23 protein-coding genes are annotated in these 21,953 nt (G+C 63.2%); 6 read left to right on the forward strand and 17 right to left on the reverse strand.

Translation table 11 applies throughout. From position 1 onward, the window contains the following. Positions 1-3 precede the first annotated feature (3 nt). The 12 genes from RhoBH5_RS02985 to rimP form a co-directional block, all read right to left on the reverse strand. On the reverse strand, positions 4-480 hold the full coding sequence (locus RhoBH5_RS02985) for a GNAT family N-acetyltransferase (RefSeq protein ID WP_270007933.1): 477 nt from the start codon (positions 478-480) through the stop codon (positions 4-6). Beyond that, positions 477-1,397: a tRNA pseudouridine(55) synthase TruB gene (gene truB, locus RhoBH5_RS02990; RefSeq protein ID WP_125050919.1), complete on the reverse strand. Its 921-nt coding sequence runs from the start codon at positions 1,395-1,397 to the stop codon at positions 477-479. Before truB ends, RhoBH5_RS02985 begins: the two co-directional genes overlap by 4 nt. A 24-nt stretch (positions 1,398-1,421) precedes the next feature. After that, a complete protein-coding gene (locus tag RhoBH5_RS02995; RefSeq protein ID WP_003942126.1) occupies positions 1,422-2,081 on the reverse strand; it encodes a 4'-phosphopantetheinyl transferase family protein in 660 nt (219 codons plus the stop codon). 13 nt (positions 2,082-2,094) lie between these two features. Then, positions 2,095-3,018, reverse strand: coding sequence for a metallophosphoesterase family protein (locus RhoBH5_RS03000; protein ID WP_058226293.1), 924 nt, complete (start codon positions 3,016-3,018; stop codon positions 2,095-2,097). Beyond that, on the reverse strand, positions 3,003-4,406 hold the full coding sequence (locus RhoBH5_RS03005) for an MATE family efflux transporter (RefSeq protein WP_064112745.1): 1,404 nt from the start codon (positions 4,404-4,406) through the stop codon (positions 3,003-3,005). The genes RhoBH5_RS03000 and RhoBH5_RS03005 overlap by 16 nt, the downstream gene beginning before the upstream one ends. Positions 4,407-4,416: 10 nt before the next feature. Beyond that, positions 4,417-5,409, reverse strand: coding sequence for a DHH family phosphoesterase (locus RhoBH5_RS03010; protein WP_058038657.1), 993 nt, complete (start codon positions 5,407-5,409; stop codon positions 4,417-4,419). Positions 5,410-5,421: 12 nt separating this feature from the next. After that, positions 5,422-5,901, reverse strand: coding sequence for a 30S ribosome-binding factor RbfA (gene rbfA, locus RhoBH5_RS03015; protein WP_003942248.1), 480 nt, complete (start codon positions 5,899-5,901; stop codon positions 5,422-5,424). Between the two features lie 266 nt (positions 5,902-6,167). Then, positions 6,168-6,458, reverse strand: coding sequence for a DUF503 domain-containing protein (locus RhoBH5_RS03020; protein WP_042450732.1), 291 nt, complete (start codon positions 6,456-6,458; stop codon positions 6,168-6,170). A gap of 113 nt (positions 6,459-6,571) precedes the next feature. After that, on the reverse strand, positions 6,572-9,517 hold the full coding sequence (infB, locus tag RhoBH5_RS03025) for a translation initiation factor IF-2 (RefSeq protein WP_270007934.1): 2,946 nt from the start codon (positions 9,515-9,517) through the stop codon (positions 6,572-6,574). 108 nt (positions 9,518-9,625) lie between these two features. Next, positions 9,626-9,976, reverse strand: coding sequence for a YlxR family protein (locus tag RhoBH5_RS03030; RefSeq protein ID WP_019748063.1), 351 nt, complete (start codon positions 9,974-9,976; stop codon positions 9,626-9,628). 44 nt (positions 9,977-10,020) lie between these two features. Beyond that, a complete protein-coding gene (gene nusA / locus RhoBH5_RS03035) occupies positions 10,021-11,052 on the reverse strand; it encodes a transcription termination factor NusA (RefSeq protein ID WP_003942738.1) in 1,032 nt (343 codons plus the stop codon). Further along, positions 11,049-11,669 (reverse strand): ribosome maturation factor RimP, encoded by a 621-nt coding sequence (gene rimP / locus RhoBH5_RS03040; RefSeq protein WP_270007935.1) that lies wholly within the window; start codon positions 11,667-11,669, stop codon positions 11,049-11,051. The genes nusA and rimP overlap by 4 nt, the downstream gene beginning before the upstream one ends. Positions 11,670-11,940: 271 nt before the next feature. Here rimP and RhoBH5_RS03045 point away from each other — a divergent pair, with 271 nt between their 5' ends. Both RhoBH5_RS03045 and RhoBH5_RS03050 read left to right on the forward strand, forming a co-directional pair. Further along, entirely contained in the window at positions 11,941-12,390 is a 450-nt protein-coding gene (locus RhoBH5_RS03045; protein WP_042450877.1) for a hypothetical protein, read from the forward strand. Beyond that, entirely contained in the window at positions 12,387-12,842 is a 456-nt protein-coding gene (locus RhoBH5_RS03050) for a ferritin-like domain-containing protein (protein WP_003942700.1), read from the forward strand. Before RhoBH5_RS03045 ends, RhoBH5_RS03050 begins: the two co-directional genes overlap by 4 nt. Before the next feature lie 53 nt (positions 12,843-12,895). Here the strand turns inward: RhoBH5_RS03050 and RhoBH5_RS03055 are convergent, their stop codons facing one another. After that, positions 12,896-14,320, reverse strand: a complete 1,425-nt coding sequence (locus tag RhoBH5_RS03055) for an MFS transporter (protein ID WP_116056834.1) — start codon at positions 14,318-14,320, stop codon at positions 12,896-12,898. Positions 14,321-14,403: 83 nt separating this feature from the next. Between RhoBH5_RS03055 and RhoBH5_RS03060 the strand changes: the two genes are divergently transcribed. The 3 genes from RhoBH5_RS03060 (at position 14,404) to RhoBH5_RS03070 (ending at position 16,460) form a co-directional block, all read left to right on the forward strand. Next, positions 14,404-15,039: a TetR/AcrR family transcriptional regulator gene (locus tag RhoBH5_RS03060; RefSeq protein ID WP_218748390.1), complete on the forward strand. Its 636-nt coding sequence runs from the start codon at positions 14,404-14,406 to the stop codon at positions 15,037-15,039. A gap of 93 nt (positions 15,040-15,132) precedes the next feature. Continuing rightward, a complete protein-coding gene (locus tag RhoBH5_RS03065) occupies positions 15,133-15,630 on the forward strand; it encodes a nuclear transport factor 2 family protein (protein ID WP_007735030.1) in 498 nt (165 codons plus the stop codon). Beyond that, a complete protein-coding gene (locus RhoBH5_RS03070) occupies positions 15,627-16,460 on the forward strand; it encodes an SDR family NAD(P)-dependent oxidoreductase (RefSeq protein ID WP_003942723.1) in 834 nt (277 codons plus the stop codon). Before RhoBH5_RS03065 ends, RhoBH5_RS03070 begins: the two co-directional genes overlap by 4 nt. Here RhoBH5_RS03070 and RhoBH5_RS03075 read toward each other — a convergent pair. Both RhoBH5_RS03075 and RhoBH5_RS03080 read right to left on the reverse strand, forming a co-directional pair. Continuing rightward, a complete protein-coding gene (locus RhoBH5_RS03075) occupies positions 16,422-17,378 on the reverse strand; it encodes a DMT family transporter (protein WP_270008061.1) in 957 nt (318 codons plus the stop codon). The two genes, RhoBH5_RS03070 and RhoBH5_RS03075, sit on opposite strands and share 39 nt — an antisense overlap. A 91-nt stretch (positions 17,379-17,469) precedes the next feature. After that, entirely contained in the window at positions 17,470-18,765 is a 1,296-nt protein-coding gene (locus tag RhoBH5_RS03080; RefSeq protein ID WP_065352923.1) for an MFS transporter, read from the reverse strand. Positions 18,766-18,923: 158 nt separating this feature from the next. Here RhoBH5_RS03080 and RhoBH5_RS03085 point away from each other — a divergent pair, with 158 nt between their 5' ends. Continuing rightward, on the forward strand, positions 18,924-19,349 hold the full coding sequence (locus RhoBH5_RS03085; protein ID WP_003942732.1) for a pyridoxamine 5'-phosphate oxidase family protein: 426 nt from the start codon (positions 18,924-18,926) through the stop codon (positions 19,347-19,349). Positions 19,350-19,424: 75 nt separating this feature from the next. Here RhoBH5_RS03085 and RhoBH5_RS03090 read toward each other — a convergent pair whose 3' ends face one another. Together RhoBH5_RS03090 and RhoBH5_RS03095 are read right to left on the reverse strand one after the other, a co-directional pair. Continuing rightward, complete coding sequence (locus RhoBH5_RS03090; protein WP_030535621.1) at positions 19,425-20,204, reverse strand: nuclear transport factor 2 family protein; 780 nt, start codon at positions 20,202-20,204, stop codon at positions 19,425-19,427. Beyond that, positions 20,201-21,931, reverse strand: coding sequence for an acyl-CoA dehydrogenase family protein (locus RhoBH5_RS03095; protein ID WP_007735018.1), 1,731 nt, complete (start codon positions 21,929-21,931; stop codon positions 20,201-20,203). Before RhoBH5_RS03095 ends, RhoBH5_RS03090 begins: the two co-directional genes overlap by 4 nt. Positions 21,932-21,953 lie beyond the last annotated feature (22 nt).

Genomic DNA, 21,953 nt, shown 5'->3' on the forward strand with positions numbered 1-21,953 from the left:
TAGTCAAAGCGGCAGTCGGTATCGGCGTTCCACGGGCCGGACGCCGTCGATCCGGGTCCAGTCGGCGAGCCTCTCGTCGACGTACACCCACCCTCGACGCTCGTACAGTGCGATCGCCGGCAGAGCGTCGTCGACGACGGCGAGCACCAGTTCCAACCGACTCTCGGCTGCGAAATCCGTCACGGCATCGAGTAGCGCATCGCTGAGGCCGTTTCCACGTGAGCCAGGATGAACGAACAATCGCGACACGGCTATCGATCCCGCGGTTCTGGGCGCACCTGCGACCTCGCTGTCGACGGCCACATGACCGACAACACGACCGTCACTCTCACCGACCCACGCCTTCACCACCGTGGGCGAACTGAGCCAGCGGCGCGGGTGTTCCGGCCACGTGTTCGGATATCCGTCGCACGCGTGGACCTGTACCAGCGCATCGACGCACCCGTCGAGGTCGCCGTCGACACGCTCACGGACGATCACCCGCGAAGCGTCGCCGGTCGCACGACCATCACCGAACTGGCGCGTCGACCCTTTTCCTGCAGGAGCGCAATCGTGTGACCGGTGGGATCGATCGCCGCACAGATCCCTTTCATCCCGATCGGCTCGAGCCAGCGCCCTTGGCTGATCGCCTCGGCTTCCTCCGCCGTGATCTGCCGATGCGGAAAGGCTGTCTGCGCGGCCTGATCGATGTCGAGGCTCACACCCGGCTGCTGCGCCAGATCTTCGAGCGTGCGCGCATGTTCGAGAGTGAACGGCCCGACGCGGGTGCGGCGCAATGCCGTCAAATGACCGCCGACGCCCAACTCACGACCGAGGTCGCGGGCAAGCGAGCGGATGTACGTACCGGACGAGCACTCCACGTCGACGTCCAGATCGACGAAGCCACCCGGGACATCTCGCCGAGCCAGAACTTCGAAAGTCGACACCGTTACCGGGCGCGGCGCCAGCTCGACGGTTTCTCCCGCACGCACCAGAGCATGTGCGCGCTGACCGTCGACCTTGATAGCGCTCACGCTTGCCGGGATCTGCTTGATGTCCCCGGTCAGCGTCGCCACGATCGCCGCGATCTCCGCGTCCGTCACCTGCGAAGCGTCTGCGGAAGTCAGGACCTCCCCCTCGGCATCGTCCGTGTCCGTCGCTGCCCCGAGGCGAATGGTCGCCGAGTACGCCTTGGTTGTCAGCGCCAGGAGTCCGAGCAACTTGGTCGCACGCTCGACGCCGAGAACGAGAACACCGGTCGCCATGGGATCCAGCGTCCCGGCGTGTCCCACCTTCCGGGTGTTCAACAACTTGCGGCACCGAGCGACCACGTCGTGGCTGGTGATACCCGCCTCTTTGTCGACAATCAGAATTCCGGCGCCGACAAGACCGGAGGAAGGCTTTTCACGAGCTGACACGTGTGCCGATTCTGCCAGTCGCGCTCACTGCACCGAAATTGCCGTCAGGATGAGCCCGTCCGACACCAACCACCTGCCGTCGAAAGAGGTGAGCGGCGGACCGGACGTCGCCTCGCCGGGGACCAGCAGACGCGAGTTGAAAGTGCCGGACGTTTCCGACTCCGCCTCGAACGTGATGTGGGCGTCCTCGAAACCCAACCAGCGCCCGGTGAGCGGAAACCACGCCTTGTACGTGGCTTCCTTCGCGCAGAAGAGCACTCGATCCCAGTGCACCGGACCGCCGGTTTCCTGAGTGTCCAACCACGTTCGTTCCGCCTCGATGCTGACCGCGGGCAATACCCCGTCCGGCAGCGGGCCGTGCGGTTCGGCGTCGATACCGAGTGAGCGGACCTGCATGGAGTACGCCAGGACAGCGCCGCGGTAGCCGTCGCAATGGGCGAGGCTCCCGACCACTCCCTGCGGCCAGAGTGGGGCACCACGCTCGCCGCGCATGACAGCGGCAGACGGAACACCGAGCTTGCCCATCGCCTGACGCGCAAGGTGCCGGGTAGTCACGAACTCGCGACGACGCTTCTCGACCGCGCGGCCGATCAACGCCTCCTCACTGGGGTGCGGAACCAGACCGGGCGGATCCACGAAGGCCTCGGCCGTCGCAACTCCACCGGGAAGAATCTGTTCGATCACGTAGCGATACCTCTCAGCGTCCGGCGCGCATGCGCTCGACTTCGGCTTCCTGCTCCGGCGTGACCTTGAAGTGGCCACCCCACTTGTTGAGCGTTCCCGGCGGGTACTCCGGAACGGGAAGAATCTGACGCAACAACTTCTCCGGCAGTCCACGCCGACGCCACTCGCGCGGGTATCCGAGTGAGACTTCCTCGAAGCGGACGCCGTCGTAGTACGTGGTTCGAGGGATGTGCAGGTGCCCGTACACCGAGCACACCGCGTTGTACTTCACGTGCCAGTCGGCGGTAGCGGTGGTTCCGCACCACAGTGCGAACTCCGGATACATGAGTACGTCCGTCGGCTGCCGGACCATCGGGAAATGGTTCACGAGAACGGTTCTTGTGCCTTCGGGAAGCGCATCCAACCGCGCCTGGGTGTACTCGATCCTCGCCCGGCACCATGCGTCGCGCGTCGCATACGGCTGCGGTGAGAGCAGGAACTCGTCGGTGGCGACGACGTTCTTGTCACGCGCGATCTCGAGCCCGTGTTCCTTGTCTCGCGCACCTTCCGGCAGGAAGGAGTAGTCGTAGAGAAGAAACATCGGGACGACCGTGACCGGTCCCTCGTCTCCCTCCCACACCGGGAACGGGTCCTCGGGTGTGATGACGTCGAGTTCGCGGCACATGTTGACCAGGTACTCGTAGCGCGGCGCTCCGTGAATCTGAACCGGATCCTTGGCGGTCGTCCACAGTTCGTGGTTGCCCGGAATCCAGATGACCTTTGCGAATCGGCTGCGAAGGAGCTTCAACGCCCACCGAATGTCGTCAGTTTTCTCGGAAACATCTCCGGCGAGAATGAGCCAGTCGTCAGGCGAATCCGGAAACAGTTCCTCCGTCATCGGCTTGTTGCCGTTGTGACCGACATGAATGTCGCTCACCGCCATCAGCTTTGCTGCCACGATCCCTCTGCTTCCTCAGTTGAACTTCCGCGCTTCGCCGTCGCCGGACCTGTCACGGCCCACTTGCCGGAAAACGCTCGCCACGACACCGCGACCATCCGAAGTACTACGAACACGGTAAGCCCTGCCCAAATTCCGGCCAGCCCCCAGTCGTAGGCGAGAGAGAGCCAGATCGCGGGCAGAAACCCGAGAACGGCGCACAGCATGGTCGCGTTGCGCAGAAACACCACGTCCCCGGCGCCGAGTAGAACACCGTCGAGTGCGAAGACGATTCCCGCCACCGGCATGATCGCGACGAAGAACCACCATGCAATCGACATCTGACCGAGCACCTCGGCGTCGGACGTGAAGAGTCCGGGGATCACGGAGTGGCCGGCGGCGAAGAAGATCGCGAGCACCACGGCAAATACCGTCGACCATGCGGTGATCCGCCAGGTCATCCTTTTCGCCGCGGCTGCGAATCCACCGCCGAGCGCCGCTCCGATCAGCGTCTGAGCTGCGATCGCCAAGGAATCGAGAAGGAGCGAAACCAGGTTCCACAGTTGGAGGACGACTTGGTGTGCACCGACTACAGCCGCACCGAACCTCGACGCCACTGCAGCCGCGGAAACGAAACACGCTTGGAATGCGAGGCTGCGCAGAATCAGGTCACGGCCCATCAGCATCTGCGCCCGCATGATCGCAAAATGTGGTCGAGCCGAAACCGGTTCACGAAAGAGCGCCCAGGCGAACAGCACACCCGAAATACTCTGGCCCACCAGATTCGCAACAGCTGATCCTTCGAGTTCCAGACGCGGAGCACCGAGCAAGCCATGCACCAGAATCGGACACAACACCGCCGAAATACCCAGGCCGACAAGGACGAACCGCAGCGGTCGCACCGTGTTCTGAACCCCGCGCATCCAGCCGTTGCCGGCCAGGGCCACCAGGATGAGTGGAACACCCAACACCGCTATCCGGAGCCAACTTTCCGCAGCCGCGGCGATGTCGGGAGTCCCGGCCACCGCCGAAGTCAGCGGGCCGGCGATCACCTGCACGATCACGACCAAGGCCAAGCCGATCGCGGCCGCCAGCCAGGTCGCCTGAACACCCTCACCCACCGCGTCGCGCTCGCGGCCCGCCCCGTGAAGCCGTGCGGCCCGCGCCGTGGTGCCGTACGACAAGAAGGTCAGCTGCGTACTCACCAACGACAGGATCAGACCACCGACTGCCAATCCGGCCAGCGGAAGCGCCCCGAGTCGGCCGACCACGGCGATGTCGAACAACAGATAGAGGGGTTCGGCTGCCAGCACCCCGAGTGCCGGAAACGCCAGGGAAAAGATTCGTCGCCCAGTGACGTCGAATTCAGCTGCCGAAGATCCCGCCGAGGTGGCGTCAGATTCGCTCAATGCCGCGGATTCAGCCGAGTGCCGCGACGAGCGCGGCAACAATCTCGTCGCTGGAACTGGTCGACGTGTATCCGGCCGACAGCCGATGTCCGCCGCCACCAAGGCTTTCAGCGACCGCCGACACGTCGATCGCCGACTTTGCACGCAACGAGATCGACCAGCTTCCGGAAACCGACTCTTTGAGTACGGCGGCAACTTCGGCTTCCGATGTGGTTCGCACGATATCGACGACGCTCTCGATCTCCTCGGAGCGAAGATCGCCGATGTCACTGCGTCGGATGACCGCGTACACCAGCCCACGGCCGTCCGCGGCTTCCGGGACCAGCACCGCGGACCCGAGTACCGAAGCCAGCATCGGCAACCACCCGAACGGATGGGTGTCGAGCAGCTTTCGCGCAATCGCGTCGCCGTCGATGCCGGTCGCCAGCAAACGCGCCGCGAGCACGTGCGGAAGCGGACCTCCCCACCGGAAGGAGCCGGTGTCGGTGACCAGTCCGGCATAGAGACAGTGCGCGATATCGCGATCGATCGCGACTCCCCACGCATCGAAGAATCGTGCGATGAGCGCCGTCGTCGAAGCAGCGGTTTCGTCGACGACGTTGATACTTCCGAATTCGGAATTGGAGCGATGGTGATCAAGGACGATCGTGCGATTCGCGCCGGCGAGTCGACTCGACAACTCACCGAGACGGCCCTCGCTGCCGACATCCACCGTCACCAGTACATCGACACTTTCCCGAACATCAGTGGGCGCCACGAGCAAGTGGAGACCGGGGAAATCGCGCATCGACTCGGGCAGCGCCGACGGCCGACTGAACGCGACCTGCACCGAAATGCCCCGACGCTCGAGAACGAGACCGAGCGCAAGTCCGCTGCCGATCGTGTCCGCATCCGGCTGCACATGGCAGAGAATTGTCACCGTGTGTGCCGATTCGAGAACCTCGGCCACCTGAGCGAACTTCGCCTCGCAGGGGTCGACGTCCGAAAGTGCGGTGATCGTCATTCTCGGTGCGCGTCAGTCGGCTTCACGAACATCTGGCGACGCCTCGTCTTCGTCCGAAGCCACTCGCGGCTCCTTGTACGGATCTGCATCTCCGGCCGGTTGTGCATTCTCACGCGCCTTGGCGACCTCGTCGTCGGCGGCCTTGGCACGGGCCAGCAGTTCTTCCATATGACGCGCGGTGTCTGGAACGGTATCGGCGACAAACGTCAGAGTCGGTGTGAAGCGAACTCCGGTTCCGGCACCGACCTTCGAGCGGAGAACACCCTTGGCCTTCTCGAGACCTGCGGCGGCGGCTTCCACATCGGGTGCGGAATCGACCTTCTCGCCCATGACTGTGTAGTACACCGTCGCGTCGTGCAGATCGTTGGTGACCTTGGTGTCCGTGATGGTCACGAATGCGAGTCGCGGATCCTTGATCTCGTGATCGATCGCGGTCGCGACGATGGTTCCGATACGCTTTGCCAACTTGCGTGCCCGGGCTGGATCTACCATGACTGTCAGTCTCCTCTACCTGGCCACTCGAATCGAGGTGACTCGATCGATCAAAGTTCTGGTTAACAAGAATTATTACCGACAACAGTCTCGTCCATCGGCTACCCGGCAACCAAATCACCATCGGTAGAGGTCAGTTGTCGCATGTGTCGAGCGTGAGCACAAACACCGCCACAGTTGGTCCCGAAGCCACCGAATCCCTTGCCGACGAACTCGATTCGTTACGGCGTCTGGAAGAGTGGCTAAGCGACACAGATCGGTGACGCTCAGTCTTCCGGGCCGAAAATTCGCCTTCGCACAGCCAGCAACTGAATCTCCGGACGGTCGGCGACCGCCCGCTCACAATGATCGAGAACGTCGTGCAGGTGATCGACGGACGAACTGACCACACCGACGCCCACGAGCGCACGACGCAGGCGTCCCTGCTCCCCCGCCTCCGCTGCACTCACACCGAATCGACGGAGTTCCGTCAGGATCGGCGACAGCATCGAACGCTTTTCCTTGAGTGAGTGGACATCGCCGAAAAGGATGTCGAACTCCAGTGCCCCTACAAACATTTTCCCCCTAGACAGAGCCGAATGGACTCTCTCGGACTTGTATGTTCAAGTCCGAGAGAGTCCATGTCAGCTAGTACTCACGTGCGTCCGCCCCAACGCCCGTGTCGACATAATCAGTCGCGCGGCTTCTCGCGAAGCTCGTAGCACTCGAGAACGTCACCGATCTTGATATCGGAATAGGTGACGGTCAAACCACATTCGTAGCCTTCGCGAACCTCGGTAGCGTCTTCCTTCTCCCGCTTGAGCGAGGAGATGGTGACCGTCTCGGCGATGACCTTGCTGTCGCGGATGAGACGTGCCTTGGCGTTGCGACGGATGCTGCCCGACGTGACCAAGCAACCGGCAATGTTGCCGATCTTGGACGAACGGAACATGGCGCGGATCTCTGCCTTGCCCAGCTCGACCTCTTCGTACACCGGCTTGAGCAGACCCTTGAGTGCCTTCTCGACCTCGTCGATGGCCTGGTAGATCACCGAGTAGTAGCGAATGTCGACGCCCTCGCGGTTCGCCAGCTCCGTTGCCTTGCCTTCGGCGCGGACGTTGAAGCCGATGATGATCGCGTTGGACGCAGCAGCCAGGTTGACGTTGGTCTCCGTGATGCCACCGACACCGCGGTCGATGACGCGCAACTGCACCTCGTCGTCGATCGGAATTCCGAGGAGAGCCTCTTCGAGGGCCTCCACGGTTCCCGAGTTGTCACCCTTGAGGATCAAGTTCAGCTGTGAATGTTCCTTCAGAGCTGCATCGAGATCGTCGAGGCTGATGCGCTTACGACTCTTCGCTGCAAGCGCGTTGCGCTTACGTGCGTTGCGACGGTCCGCGATCTGACGAGCGATACGGTCCTCGTCGACCACGAGCAGGTTGTCGCCTGCACCGGGGACCGACGTGAAGCCGATGACCTGGACCGGACGTGAAGGCAGTGCCTCGTGGACGTCCTGACCGTGCTCGTCCACCATGCGGCGGACGCGGCCGTAAGCATCGCCGGCAACGATCGAGTCGCCGACCCGCAGCGTTCCGCGCTGAATGAGCACGGTAGCGACGGGGCCGCGGCCACGGTCGAGGTGCGCCTCGATGGCAACACCCTGCGCGTCCATGTCCGGGTTGGCGCGCAGATCCAGGGAAGCGTCGGCCGTCAACAGCACTGCTTCGAGCAGTGCGTCGATGTTGAGACCCTGCTTCGCCGAGATGTCGACGAACATGGTGTCTCCGCCGTATTCCTCGGCCACCAGTCCGTACTCGGTGAGCTGCTGCCGGATCTTGTCCGGGTTCGCGCCTTCCTTGTCGATCTTGTTCACCGCGACCACGATCGGCACGTCGGCCGCCTGGGCGTGGTTGATCGCTTCCACCGTCTGCGGCATGACGCCGTCGTCGGCTGCGACAACAAGGATCGCGAGGTCGGTGGCCTTGGCACCACGAGCACGCATGGCCGTGAAGGCCTCGTGACCGGGGGTGTCGATGAACGTCACGAGACGCTCGTTGCCCTCGAGCTCGGTCAGCACCTGGTAGGCACCGATGTGCTGCGTGATGCCGCCGGCTTCGCCCTCACGGACATTCGCCTTACGGATCACGTCGAGCAGACGGGTCTTACCGTGGTCGACGTGGCCCATGACGGTGACCACAGGCGGACGGGACTCGAGGTCCTCTTCTCCGCCGGCGTCCTCGCCGTAGGTGAGGTCGAAGCTGTCGAGCAGCTCGCGATCCTCGTCCTCCGGGCTGACGACCTGCACGACGTAGTTCATTTCGCCGCCGAGCAGCTCCAGCGTCTCGTCGTTGACCGACTGAGTTGCCGTGACCATCTCACCGAGGTTGAACAACGCCTGCACGAGTGCTGCGGGGTTCGCGTCGATCTTGTCCGCGAAGTCCGACAGAGATGCGCCGCGAGCGAGACGGATGGTCTCGCCGTTGCCGCGTGGCAGCCTGACGCCGCCGACTGCGGGAGCCTGCATGCTTTCGTACTCGGCGCGCTTCGCCCGCTTCGACTTACGTCCACGGCGAACTGCTCCCCCGGGACGACCGAATGCACCTGCCGCTGCGCCGCGCTGACCGGGACGGCCACCGCCGCCGGGACGACCGCGGAATCCACCGGCCGGAGCTGCTCCACCGGGAGCACCTGCACCAGCACCGGCGCCGGGAGCGCCGCCACCGCGGTATCCACCGCCGCCGCCACCCGGACGACCACCGGGAGCGCCACCGGGACGACCCGGACGTCCGCCGCCACCGGGCGCGGGACGAGCGGAACGAGCAGGCATTGCACCCGGGTTCGGGCGAGGAGGCATGGAGCCGGGGCTGGGACGGGGTCCGCCCTGACCTGCAGGCGGACGGGGTCCACCCTGACCGGGAGCCGGACGGGGACCGCCCTGACCCGGAGCCGGACGAGGTCCACCCTGACCGGGAGCCGGACGGGGACCGCCCTGACCCGGAGCCGGACGAGAACCGCCCTGACCTGCGCCCGGACGCGGTGCGCCGGGAGCCGGACGAGGTGCCGGACGCTCGGCGGGTGCCGAGGAGTACGGGTTGTTACCGACGCGAGGTGCCTTCGGTCCCGGACGCGGTCCGCCGGGCTTCGCGCCGGTGGACGGTGCGGCCGGAGCCGCGGGGGCTGCCGGTGCCGACGCTGCGGGAGCAGCCGGAGCCGGACGTGCCGGCTGTGCTGGTTTCGGAGCGTTGAACGTCGGGGTGGGGACCGGCGCTGACGGTGCTGCCGGAGCAGCGGCTGCGGGAGCCGCGGGGGCTGCCGGTGCCGGAGCTGCGGGAGCAGCCGGTGCGGGTGCGGCCGGCTTGGGGCCGGGACGCGGTGCGCCAGGCTTTGCAGCCGACGGCGACGGTGCGCCGGGCTTTGCCGCGGGGCGAGCCACCGGAGCGGCTGCGCCGGTCTCGGACTTGGTTTCTGCTCCGCCTGCCGACGGGAATGACTCCCGCAGACGACGGGCGACGGGCGCCTCCACTGTGGATGACGCAGACTTCACGAACTCGCCTTGCTCCTTGAGCGTTGCGAGTAGTTCCTTGCTGGTGACACCGAGTTCTTTAGCCAACTCGTGCACGCGGGCCTTGCCTGCCACTGCTCTCCTCACTGATGAGGTCGAGCAGGAGGCATCCCACAGATGTGGGTCCCGCACGACCTCGGGTTATCGCCGATGGACGTTCATCGTTGGTGCTTCACGGTGTGCTCATGAGTGCTTGTGCCTGTTCTTCTCGAGAGGTACTGCTTTTGTGTGAACTGCGTCGACCAGCTGGTCGACAGCGGACGTGTCCAGATTTCCGGACACTCGCAGTGCTCTGCTGAATGCTCGGCGCCGCTCTGCCAGGCTCAGACAACTCGGATCCAGGTGCAGCCATGCACCTCGACCGGGGAGTCTTCGCGATACGTCGGGGACGAGCGGGGAACCCTCCGGCCCCTGCTCACCAACCACGACCCTCAACAGATCGACAGCCGACCCTTGTTCCCTGCATCCCACACACGTTCTGACCGGCGAACCGGGTTTCACGCGCGCCGAATCCGAGGACTCACGTCGAACCATTGTCCACTCTACCGCCGAACCGTCTCGATCACTGCATTCCACCGTTATCCGTTGGACGTGGCGGGCCGGTCGGACGCGTCGCCAACGGGTGCCGCATCGCTCCGAATGTCGATACGCCAACCCGTCAACCGCGCAGCCAGGCGGGCATTTTGACCCTCTTTTCCGATGGCCAACGAAAGCTGGAAATCGGGCACGATGACACGGGCCGCACGAGCCTCGGGATCGACGACAGTGACGGAGACCACTTTCGACGGGGAAAGTGCGTTGCCCACAAACGTCGCGGGATCTTCGTCGAAGTCGATGATGTCGATCTTCTCCCCCGCGAGTTCGCTCATGACGTTGCGGACGCGCTGACCCATCGGGCCGATGCATGCACCCTTTGCGTTGAGCCCCTGCACACGTGAGGCAACGGCGATCTTGGAACGATGTCCCGCTTCGCGCGCGACGTTGATGATCTCGACGCTCCCGTCCGCGATCTCTGGAACCTCGAGTGCGAACAACTTGCGAACCAGGTTCGGGTGGGTCCGCGAGAGGGTGATCTGTGGGCCGCGGGCTCCGCGAGCAACCCCGACGACGTAGCACTTGATGCGCTCACCGTGCTCGTAGTTCTCGCCGGGAACCTGTTCTGCAGGCGGCAACAATCCTTCGGCGCCATTGGATTCGCTACCGATTCGGACGACGACCATTCCGCGGGAATTCGCACGCGTGTCACGCTGAATGACACCGCCGACGATTTCACCCTCATGGGTGGAGAACTCACCGAAACTGCGCTCGTGCTCGGCGTCGCGCAGACGCTGCAGGATGACCTGGCGTGCGGTGGTCGCCGCGATGCGTCCGAATCCCTCGGGAGTGTCATCCCACTCCTCACCGATCATGTTGCCGTCGGCATCGGTGTCGTGCGCCATCACTCGCACCGAACCGGTCTTGATGTTGACATCGATCCGAGCGTTCTGCTTGTGCCCCTCGGTGTGGCGGTACGCCGTCAGCAGCGCGGTCTGGATCGTGGCGATCACAGTTTCGATCGAGACACCTTTTTCGGCTTCGATCGCTCGCAACGCTGCAATGTCGATATTCACTTGTCGAACCCTTCTTCGTTTTCTACGTCTTCTAATTCTGCTTCGTCGTCTTCGACACTGTCCACGCCCGAGTCCTCGGTGAGGTCAACCGCATCCGAAGGAACTGCGCGCCCCTCCGGGATGCCGCCCGCGAGTTCCAACTCCGCCTCACTGGGCTTCGAGAACTCCACCTGAACTACAGCCTTCTGAACGGCGCCCAGTGCAATCTCTCGCACGGTCAGTCCGCCACGGCCACCGATGACAACTGCCACGGAATCGTCGTTCAACGTTCCGATACGGCCCACCACGGTCTCGCCGGCCAGATCGATTCGCGCTTTACGTCCGCGAGCCCGACGCCAGTGACGATCGAGCGTCAGTGGGCGATCGATTCCCGGAGAGGTCACCTCGAGGGTGTACGGCGTTTCACCGATTTCCTCGAGGGTGTCGAAAAGTTCCGAAACGAGTCTGCTGATCTCCGCGGCGGCATCGAGCTCGATCCCGGCATCGCTGTCGACCATGATGCGCACCGCGCTGTGCTTGCCCGCACTGGTCACGACAACGTCTTCGACGTCGTAACCCTGGGCGTGCACGAGTTCGGAGATCAGCTCGATCACCCTCTCCCTGGATGGCACCGGCATCTCGCGAACTCCTCATTTCAGTTGTCGTCGATTGTCCGACTTGTGTCGACTGTCGACGTGGGCGGCTGCGAGCATGAAAAGACACCAGGTGCCACATGCTGCAAGCATCCAAGAGTACCGCTCATTGCGCGTCTCCGTGACCAGAGTTCCCGACGCACGTCACACTTGAACACGTGCCGCGGATTCGAACGATCGGCCGACCACCTGGCACGATGGACTGGTGCTGACGCCCATGACTACTACCCCACTCTCCCGGCGGAGTGCGCTCAAGATGACGGGAACAGCAGCGTTGGGCGCTGCTGCCTTCTCGTTGTCCGCCTGCACCGACAACGGCACAGCGGAGGCGGCTGCAGAAGTCGACCAGCTGACGGCCCAGGCCGATCGAGCCCGCTCCGACGCGGCAGCCGCAACCGCCGCCATCGCACTCGCACCGGACAAGTCGGCATCACTGACCACGATCAGCGCCGAACGCACAGCGCATGCACTCGAACTCGACGCCGAGATTGCGCGAGCAGCGGGCAGCGGCGCCGCTACGACCACAGCGCCCCCGTCGACCTCGGTCGCAAACGCTCCTACGGGCGTCGAAACCTTGAGTACCTCGCTGGCCGATTCGGCGCGCAGTGCCGCGGATCTCGCTCGGACGATGTCCGGCTATCGCGCGGGCCTGCTCGGTTCGATCAGCGCGTCGTGCTCGACTCAGGTTGCGGTGTTGCTTCCGTGATCACTTCGCACACCCGTCGATCCGAGAGTTCTGCCTTGCTGACCGCAATCGAATCAGAGAATGCCGCGATCTTCGCTTACGGAGTGGTTGCCGCGTTTTCGAATCCTGCCCGTGTCAACGAGGTTGCCACGCACACAGCAGCGCACCGCGCACGACGTGATGCGCTGGTTGCCCTGTCGACCGACGCGGGCGTGACCCCGCCGACAGCCGCGGCAGCTTACGAGATCCCGTTTCCGGTGACGGACGCCGTTACCGCGGCACAACTGGCAGCACAGATCGAATCCGACACCGCCGTGACCTACAGGGCATTCGTCGAACAGGTCGACACCGACCAACTCCGCACGTTCGGAATCGACGGCCTGACCGATGCGGCAATCCGCGGCGCCGGATGGCGGTCCGCGCTGGGAACCGCTCCGGCCACCTCAGCGTTCCCGGGGGACCCGACTTCGTAACTGCTGTGCGCCTTTATTAACCCCCGGCGGTTAATAAAGGCGCACAGCAGTGCTCAGGCCTTGCGATGCGAGGGCACGAACCACGCCGCGACCACGGCCACCAACACGAAGCAACCGCCGACGCGCAGTGCAGGTGTCAGCGCATCTCCGTACCCGAGTGGCGTGAGGGCACCGCCGGCGGCAAGGAAGACCGCAGTGAGAACCGCGATTCCCAGTGCAACACCGATCTCACGAAGCGTCGAGTTGGTCGAACTGGCCGTTCCGTGATCAGGCTCGTCCATGTCGACGAGTACCGCCGTCGAGCTCGGCGCGAAGGTCAAGCCCATGCCGATTCCCGCCATCAGTAGAGCCGGAACCAGCGACCCGTACGTCACGTCGGGACCGATCAACGCTGCCAACCAGAACAATGCTCCGGCCTGGAGCAACAGACCGGTCAGCAGAAGCGAACGGAGCCCGACCTTCGGCGCCAGAAAACCGGCGAGAGGCGCGAAGATCATCGGCGCTGCCGTCCACGGAAGCGTCCGCAAGCCTGCTTGGAACGGGCTGTAGCCCATCACGATCTGGAGGTACTGCGAGAGCAGGAACACCGCCCCGAAAATTCCGATCGAGAAGGTCAAGCCGATGACGTTCGCCATCGAGAAGCTGCGTGAGCGGAACAGACGTAGGGGCATGACCGGATGCGAGGTCTTCATCTCGCGAAAAACGAACAGTGCCAACGCGACTGCGGAACCGACCAACGACGCAACTACTCCAAGCGATCCCCAGCCGTCGTCGTTGCCGTGAACGATCCCCCACACCGCCAGGAACACACCGAGTCCGGCGAGTGCGACACCGGGAAGGTCGAGAGGTTGTGTGCGACCGGTCGATTCACGCAACGCATACATCGCGAGAGGAACAGCGACGATCGCAACCGGCACGTTGATCCAGAAGATCCCCTGCCACGAGAACCCGTCGACTACCGCTCCACCGACCACGGGACCCATCGCGATCCCCAGGCCGGAGACGCCACCCCACACGCCGATTGCCATGGCACGCTTGGCTTCCGGTACCGCTGCCACGAGGAGAGTGAGTGAGAGCGGCATGATCGCGGCAGCGCCGGCGCCCTGAAAAGCTCGGGCCGCGATCAGCAGGCTTGGTGTCGTCGACAACGCCGAAGCAATCGACGCCGCCGTGAACAGCCCGATCCCGAATACGAACATCTTGCGGCGCCCCCACCGATCGCCGAGCGTCGTCGCCGAAAGCATCAGCGTCGCAAAGCAGAGCGTGTACGCATTCATGAACCACTGAAGTTGCCCGACGGACGCATTCAGCTCCTTCTCGATCACCGGCAGCGCGCTCGTCATCACGAGGTTGTCGAGGGTGGCCATGAACATGGGCAGAGAGGCAGCAACCATCGCTATCGCGATCGGAACCTTACGTCCTCCACTGCTTTCCGACCCGGATGCGGCGTCCGATCCGGACTTCGTCAAAACGGTCATCGTGATTCCTCGAGTGAAGGTGCCTTAAGGCATCGAATGATTACTTAGGTCGAAACTAAGCTATCCGGTGATAACGTGTCAACATGTCGATCGGTGCAGCTGAACCACGTACCCGCAGGATGAGCGCACCGGAACGTCGCGCGTTGGTCCTTGCCGCGGCAACGCGAGCATTCGCAAAGGGTGGATACTCGGGGACCAGTACGGACGCCGTCGCCAAGGAAGCCGGTGTCTCGCAGCCCTACGTCGTGCGCATGTTCGGAACCAAGGCAGATTTGTTCCACGCAGTGTTCACGCGCGCGCTCGACGAAATCGTCCGCACCTTCAACGACAAATTGGATACGGTCACGATCGATCCGAGCAATCCGCAGTTCTGGGCCGAACTCGGATCCGCCTACGGCGAGCTGGTTCTCGACCGAGATCTACTGCTTGTCATGTTGCACGGCTTCGCCACCAGCACCGATGATGTCGCCGCCGTCTCCCGGAACGCCATGTCCGGCATCTACACCTTGCTGCGCGAGCGCACCGGTTGCACACCCGAGCAAGCGCGTTTGTTCATCGCGAACGGGATGCTGATCAACAGTCTGCTCGCAATGATGGCGCCCGAACACGCCGAAGAAGATCCAGCCCTCGGCGAGCTCTGGGGCAGCGTCTTCAGCGACTCGACTGCGATCACGCTCACCGGCGACGAATCCTCGAGCGAAACCGACACCGATTCCTGACCGGTCACTGGGAAAAACTACACACATGTGACTGAGGACACCCTACAGTCGATCCGACATGTCTCCGGGAAACCCAGACGAAAAGGACCGACGTTGGATCTCGCACAACGCCTCGACGCGCTCGAACAGATCGAGGAAATCAAGAAGCTCAAGCACGGCTACTGGCGAGCATGTGATGCCAAGGATCCAGTTGGGTTCCGCAACAGCTTCATCCGTTCCGGAGCGTCGATCGACTACGGCCGCCTCGGCGCCTTCGACGACGCGGGGCCGATGGCGGACATCTTCGAGAAGATCGCTCTTCGCAAGGTCGACGGCCGGTACGCGGTCCTCGACATGCATCACGGATTGCATCCCGACATCACACTGACCTCGGAGACGTCGGCGGTGGGGCGATGGGCTCTGCAGTTCCGCCAGATCGACACCGTCGGGCGCACCGAGAAGTTGATGACCGGCGAATACGACGACAAGTACGTGATCGAGGACGGTATGTGGAAAATGAGTCAATGCCATTTCACGGAGACGTGGTCGATCACCACTCCCCTTTCCCCGGACGCTGACATCGCCGAGGGTTCGTTGGGTGGGCCGCGATGACGACGAACGGAAAAGTTGCGCTCGTAACCGGTGCCAGCCGGAGCGTCGGCAAGGGCATTGCCCTCGCGCTGGGAAGCGACGGATGGACGGTGTACGTGACGGCCCGAGGAACCGTCGGCGACGACGGCCCACTCGATCGCACCGCAGCCGAGATCACCGAGCGCGGTGGTCACGGCATTGCCGTGCAGTGCGATCACGCCGACGATCAACAGATCGTCGACCTGTTTGCACGCATCGCCGAGGAACAGTCAGGCCGCCTCGATCTTCTGGTCAACAACGTCTGGGCAAACCCGGCGGGTTATGCAGGCTTCGCCGATCCGTTCTGGAAGAGGCCGATCGACGATTGGGATTCGCTGATCGGAATCGGACTGCGCGCCCACTACGTTGCTTCGGTGGAAGCGGCGAAGTTGATGGTTCCCCGGGGCAGTGGAGTGATCGGCAACATCTCGTCGTTCGGCACCCGCGGGTACCTGCACTCTGTGCTGTACGGGATGTCGAAGGCAGGTTTGGACAAGATGGCCGCGGACATGGCTGTCGAATTGAAGGGGACCGGCGTCACCGCACTTTCCTTCTGGCTCGGGTTGATCCGCAACGAGCGGATGGAGGCGAGTGGGATCGAGAGCTTCGAAGGCTTCTCACTGGCCGAGGCCGAAACCCCGGAATTCGTCGGCCAAGTCATCACTGCATTGGCCAACGATCCAGAAGTGAACGCGCGCAGCGGTCACACACTGATCACCGCCGAGACGGCCGTCGAGTACGGAATCACCGACGCCAACGGGAAACAACCGGCGTCACACCGCAGTGCCTTCGGTGGCGGCCCGCTTTTCTGATTCATCAGTAGCAGTGGTCGCGTCGCGTGCCGGCACAGCACGCGGCGCTGCCACTCGCGCCTTCAGGGCAAGCCAGGCACACCCGATGACGACGACACCGCCGGCCACGATCGAGGGTGACAACGTCTCACCGAGTATCAGCGCCGACCAGGCAATGCTGAGCACCGGTTGAACCAACTGTGTTTGGCTCACAGTGGAAATGGGACCGATCGCCAGACCCCGGTACCAAGGAAAGAACCCGAGAAACATACTCACGCATCCCAGGTAGGCAAACGAAAGCCACGAATTCACATCGGCAGAGACCGGAGCCTGGGCCATGGACGCCACCGTCAACGCAATCGTGACCGGCAGTCCGAGAATCAACGCCCAGGCAATCGTCTGCCACGACCCGATCTCGCGGGCCAGCAACGCACCTTCCGAATATGCCAGCGCTGCACACACCACCGCGGCGAACAGAAGAAGATCAGCGAGATGAAACGAGCCGAGTCCGCCGTTTGCAATCGCCACGAACCCTACGACCGATACCGCGCCGGCGGCGCTTGCCCACCAGAATCCCTTACTGGGACGCTCTTTTCCTCGGACGACCGCAAATACCGCGGTCGCAGCGGGAAGTAGCCCGATCACGACTGCCGCGTGACTCGCCGGCGATGTCTGCAACGCAAACGTGGTGAACAGTGAAAACCCCAGTACCGCACCAACAGTCACGAGTGCGATGCGCAACCACTGCCGAAGCGTCGGAAGCGTCGCGCGAGTAACCGACAGCATCACAATCGCAAGGGCCCCGGCAACGACGGCGCGGCCCGCACCGACGAACAGGGGGTCGAGATCCGCGACGGCGACCCGCGCGAGCGGAACGGTGAACGAGAACGCCAGCACACCGAGCAAGCCCCACCACAAACCGGATCGAGACGATGGCATCGGTAGCGGTTCCTGCGGCGCGACGATAGCGCTACTCTTCATACTCATGTTTTACGATAGCAGTAGCACGCCAACCAGCGAAACTGGTATTTCAGATGCGCACCCGTGTGCAGGAGATCGAAATTGCTCCGAGCAGTCCGACGAGCGCGAAAGCGTAGAAGCCCCACGGCACGGCGTAACCCGCACCCAGGAGGACTCCGCCCAGGATCGGGCCACAGATCGCACCGACCCGGCCGACACCTGCCGACCATCCGAGCGCGGTCGCGCGAATCTGAGGTGGGTGATTGGCGCTCGTGAAGGCGTAGACCAGTACCTGCGCACTGAACACGAAGCATCCGGCGAGGAAGACCATCACGTAGATTCCGAACGACACCTTCACACTCAGAAGCGCCAGGAACAGTGCAGCTCCGGCGAACCACACGATGGCTGCAGTCCGCGGGCCGATCTTGTTCGCGACGCCCCCGGCGATCAACAGCCCGACGACGGCGCCGGCATTGAGGATCAGAAGGAACGTCAACGACGCCCCGAGGTTGTAACCGGCCTCACGCATGATCGTCGGAAGCCATGTGTTCAATCCGTAGACGAGCAGCAAGCCCATGAAACTGGTGATCCAGATGGCGATGCTGTTGCGCAGGAACTTCGAAGAGAACAGTGCGCGAACGGGATTGGCGGCTTCGGCGCGCTCAACTTCGGACGTGGGCGCAATCTCGAGTTCGACTCCGTAACGGGCAGCGATTTCCTCGGCTTCGGCACGCTTTCCGTGAGCGAGAAGGTACGACGGGGATTCCGGCAGATACCGCAACATGAGTGGAATCAGGGCGACGGCAGGAAGTGCGCCGACAACGAACATCGCTCGCCAACCGAAAGGTTCGATCACGACGAGCGCCAGCGCTGCGGTGGCAACGGCGCCGACGTGGTAGCCGGTCATCAGCATGGTCGACGCAGATCCACCGCCTTGTTTCTTCGAGAATTCGTTGACCAGAGCCAATGCCGTCGGTAGGGCGCCACCCAGCCCCACACCGGCAAGGAAGCGCAGCAGCCCGAAGATGAACGGATTGGGCGCAATTGCGCACAACAGAGTCAGAATCGAGAATGCGGCAACGGCGTACAGCAGCGCGCGGCGTCGACCGATGACGTCGGTGAGAGTGCCGATGACGAGGGCGCCGATGGTCATGCCGATGAGCCCGAAGGTCGAGATCATCGTGATCGTGCCGGTACTCAAACCCCACGCGTCGTAGTCGAGAAGCGAAGGAATGACCGCGCCGAGTACGACCAGGTCGAATCCGTCCAGAAGCACTGCGATCCAACACAACGGTGCTACCCACATTGCGGCACGCGCCCCAGGCGAACCGGTGGTTGAACTCGACTGCGTATGCGGTGCGGTCATCAATCCTCGACATTCACTGCTTGTGGGCGTTCGCGACCGGTTGGGATCCAGTAGTTCGGATCGAAACGTGTTCGCATTGCGAACGCCTGTTCATAATGAGCACATCGATTGTGTACGGAGTCACAACGCCATGTCAAACGTCGCGGTAATCTCGAGGAATGGCACTCTCCGAAAATGAGCGTGAACAGTTCCTGGCCGAACCCCACATCGGGGCGCTGTCCGTGGCGGACGGCACCGAGCGCGGTCCGTTGACCGTCCCGATCTGGTACCTGTACTCACCCGGTGGCAAACCATGGATCCTCACGGGCAAGGATTCGCGAAAGGCACGACTCATCGAGTCGGCCGGGCATTTCTCGTTGATGGCCGAAAGGCTCGATCCGACAATCCGTTACGTCAGCGTCAGCGGATCCGTCGACAAGATCGTTCCGGGCACCGACGAGATGCTGGTCGAAGTCTCGCGGCGTTACCTGGCTCCGGACAAGGTCGACGGGTATCTCGAATTCGCGCGATCGCAGTTGGGCGAACAGGTAGCGATCTACATGAATCCGCAGCACTGGCTGTCTGCGGATCTCGGGGCGATCTGACAATTCTCAGAAAAGCGAAGGCTCGGCGCGCCGGAGTGGCGCGCCGAGCCTGACCTGCATGTGGAGGGCTCTATGTCAGCTCTCGGTGAAGAAACGCACCCGATTGAGTCGATGACCGCTCGCCTCGAAGCCGAATAATGCGATGGCCGGTTCCCCGCACACGATGACGCTCGCCGTCACGGTGCGACCGGCAACCAGCATCTTGCTCTTCGTCACGCCGGTGAGCAGAGCGTTGACATCAGCGTTGGACAACTGCGTCCCCGCCGGAAGCTCGACGGGTACCGGCGGCGTTCGGCCGACAGCGGCCGCATCGAGGAACCGCGACGCTGCCTTCTTGCCTTTGTCTCCGACGCCGAAGATGCCGCGCGAGAACCCGAGCGCCCCGCCGATCCCCTGGTTCGAGAGCAACTGCGGCGTCAACTTCGCGGCCGCCTTCACCCCCGCCACACCAGCAGTCGCGAGCTGGCTCAACATCGTCGCCAATTCCCAATGCGCATAGAGGGTTCCGATCCGCAAGGAATCGGGCTCCCCCACCAAGTCGTAGCGCAAGTGCATCGGAACGTCGAGAACGACTCCGGTCGACATCTCGGTAGCGAGGCTCAGATCGCGCCACACCGTCCGGCCGCACACGATGTCGCGCTCGACATGGAAGGTGATCGAATTGGGGGCGATGAACGTGTCGTAGAAACTCTCGATCGCCGCCTGACCGTTGTGCGGACGTGAACCTACAGGGTCGTTGACCTGTCCGTCGCCGGCAAACAGGGCCACCCAGGTCGAGCGGTCATGCGCGCCGACGGCTTTCGGGGATCCCTCCACGACGGCCATCAACTGCTCGCGCGTAACCGGCGCGGTCATGCGCGCATCTCGTATGCACCGTCGTACGCCTTGACCTGCTGCCACACCCGGTCGAAGCGTTCACTGTCGACAACAGGCTTCCGCACCGCGGCCAGGGCCCATTTCTGCTGCTCGGGTGTCGACGACGGCTTTCCGTGCAGCGCGATCGCGTATCCCGAGAAGTCACGAATCTGGAAGTCGAAGATCTGATCGACAACGTCGGCGTCGAGCCCGCTGATCTCGGCCTGTTCGAGAATCAGATGACCGTAGACGACGAGAGAGAACAGGTGCCCGACGTTGAGCATGAAATCGAGGTCCTTCTGCTGCTGCGCGTCCGGCGCTGCAGCAGTGAGCAATTCGGTGAGCGCGATCGCCTGCTCGTAAAAACGGGCGACGTTCGGAATCGAAGAGTGCTTCTCGTAGACGGGCTTCCACTCGTGGAACTGAATCTTCGCAGCGCCGCGGGTAGGCCCCTGGTTCCAGAAGAACTCGTCGTCGGCGGCGTCGTCGCGCGTGACGATCTCCGGGAACTGCGCCGAGTTGAACAGATAGTTCGGCAAGAACTTGAGAATCAGGCCGACGTTGACGTGGACGGTGCCCTCGAGCTTGGGCAGCGTGCCGATCATCTGCGCTGCCTCGCGGAAGTACGTGGACTTCTCGTATCCCTTGGCTGCGATCACATCGTGCAGCAACCCGACCACCTTCTCACCTTCGGAGGTGACCTTGGCCTTGGTCATGGGATTGAACAGCAGGTAGCGACGGTCCTCGAGGCTGGCGCTGCGGAAGTAGTCGACCGCCCGCGCACTGAACTGCTTCATCGCGATCAGACGTGAGTACGCGTCGACGAAGGCGGCGCGAACGTGGGCGAAATCCGTGACGGGATTGCCGTACAGAATTCGATTCTGCGCGTGAGTGATTGCCTCGAAGAACGCATGCTCGGTGATGCCGATGGAGCCGGTGCAGAGGTTGAACTTTCCGACGTTGACCGTGTTGAGCGCGGCCTCGAATGCGGCGACGCCGGTGTGCAGAATGTCTTCCTCGCGCACCGGGTAATCGTCGAGGCGGAAATTGCTGACATACATCTGCCCGCGCAGGACGTTGTCCACGAGCTGATAGTTCGGATGTGCACTGTCGGCGACAAAGAACACGTAGCCTTCGGGGCCCTCGACGTCGGTACGACGCCCGAACACAGACACCATTCCGGCTACGTTGCCGTTTCCGATGTAGTACTTCTCGCCGCTCGCGCGGAAGGCGACGTCGCCGTCGGTGGGAGTGAGGAGCATGTCGGTGGAGTACACGTCGGCGCCGTGGTCGCGCTCGGACAGCCCGAACGCCATGACACCACCGTCGGCAAGTTCCTGCGCTGCACGCTTCTTCGCAGCGTCGTTGTCACTCATCCAGATCGGTCCGAGTCCGAGGATCGTGACCTGCCAGGCGTACCAGTAAGCGAGTCCGTAAAAACCGAAGATCTCACTCAAGGCCGCGTTGCGGGCACCGTCCCAACGACGGTTCTCGTCACCGTCGGCGAATGCCGCCGGAGTCTGGAACGTCGCGAACAACTTCTCCTTGCCGACGAATTCGAGAAAGTCGGAGACCCACACGGCGTCGAGGTCGTCCTGAAGCAGTTGCTTCTTACCGCGGCTCTCGAACCATTCGATGGTGGCTCGCAGCAAACGGCGGGTCTCCGGATCGAACTGAGCGGGGTCGTAAGTATGGGGGTTGAAGAGCAATCCATCGGTGCCAGACACGTCATTACCTTTCGTCGATGAC

Source organism: Rhodococcus sp. BH5 (assembly GCF_027583855.1).
Classification (GTDB): domain Bacteria; phylum Actinomycetota; class Actinomycetes; order Mycobacteriales; family Mycobacteriaceae; genus Rhodococcus_F; species Rhodococcus_F qingshengii.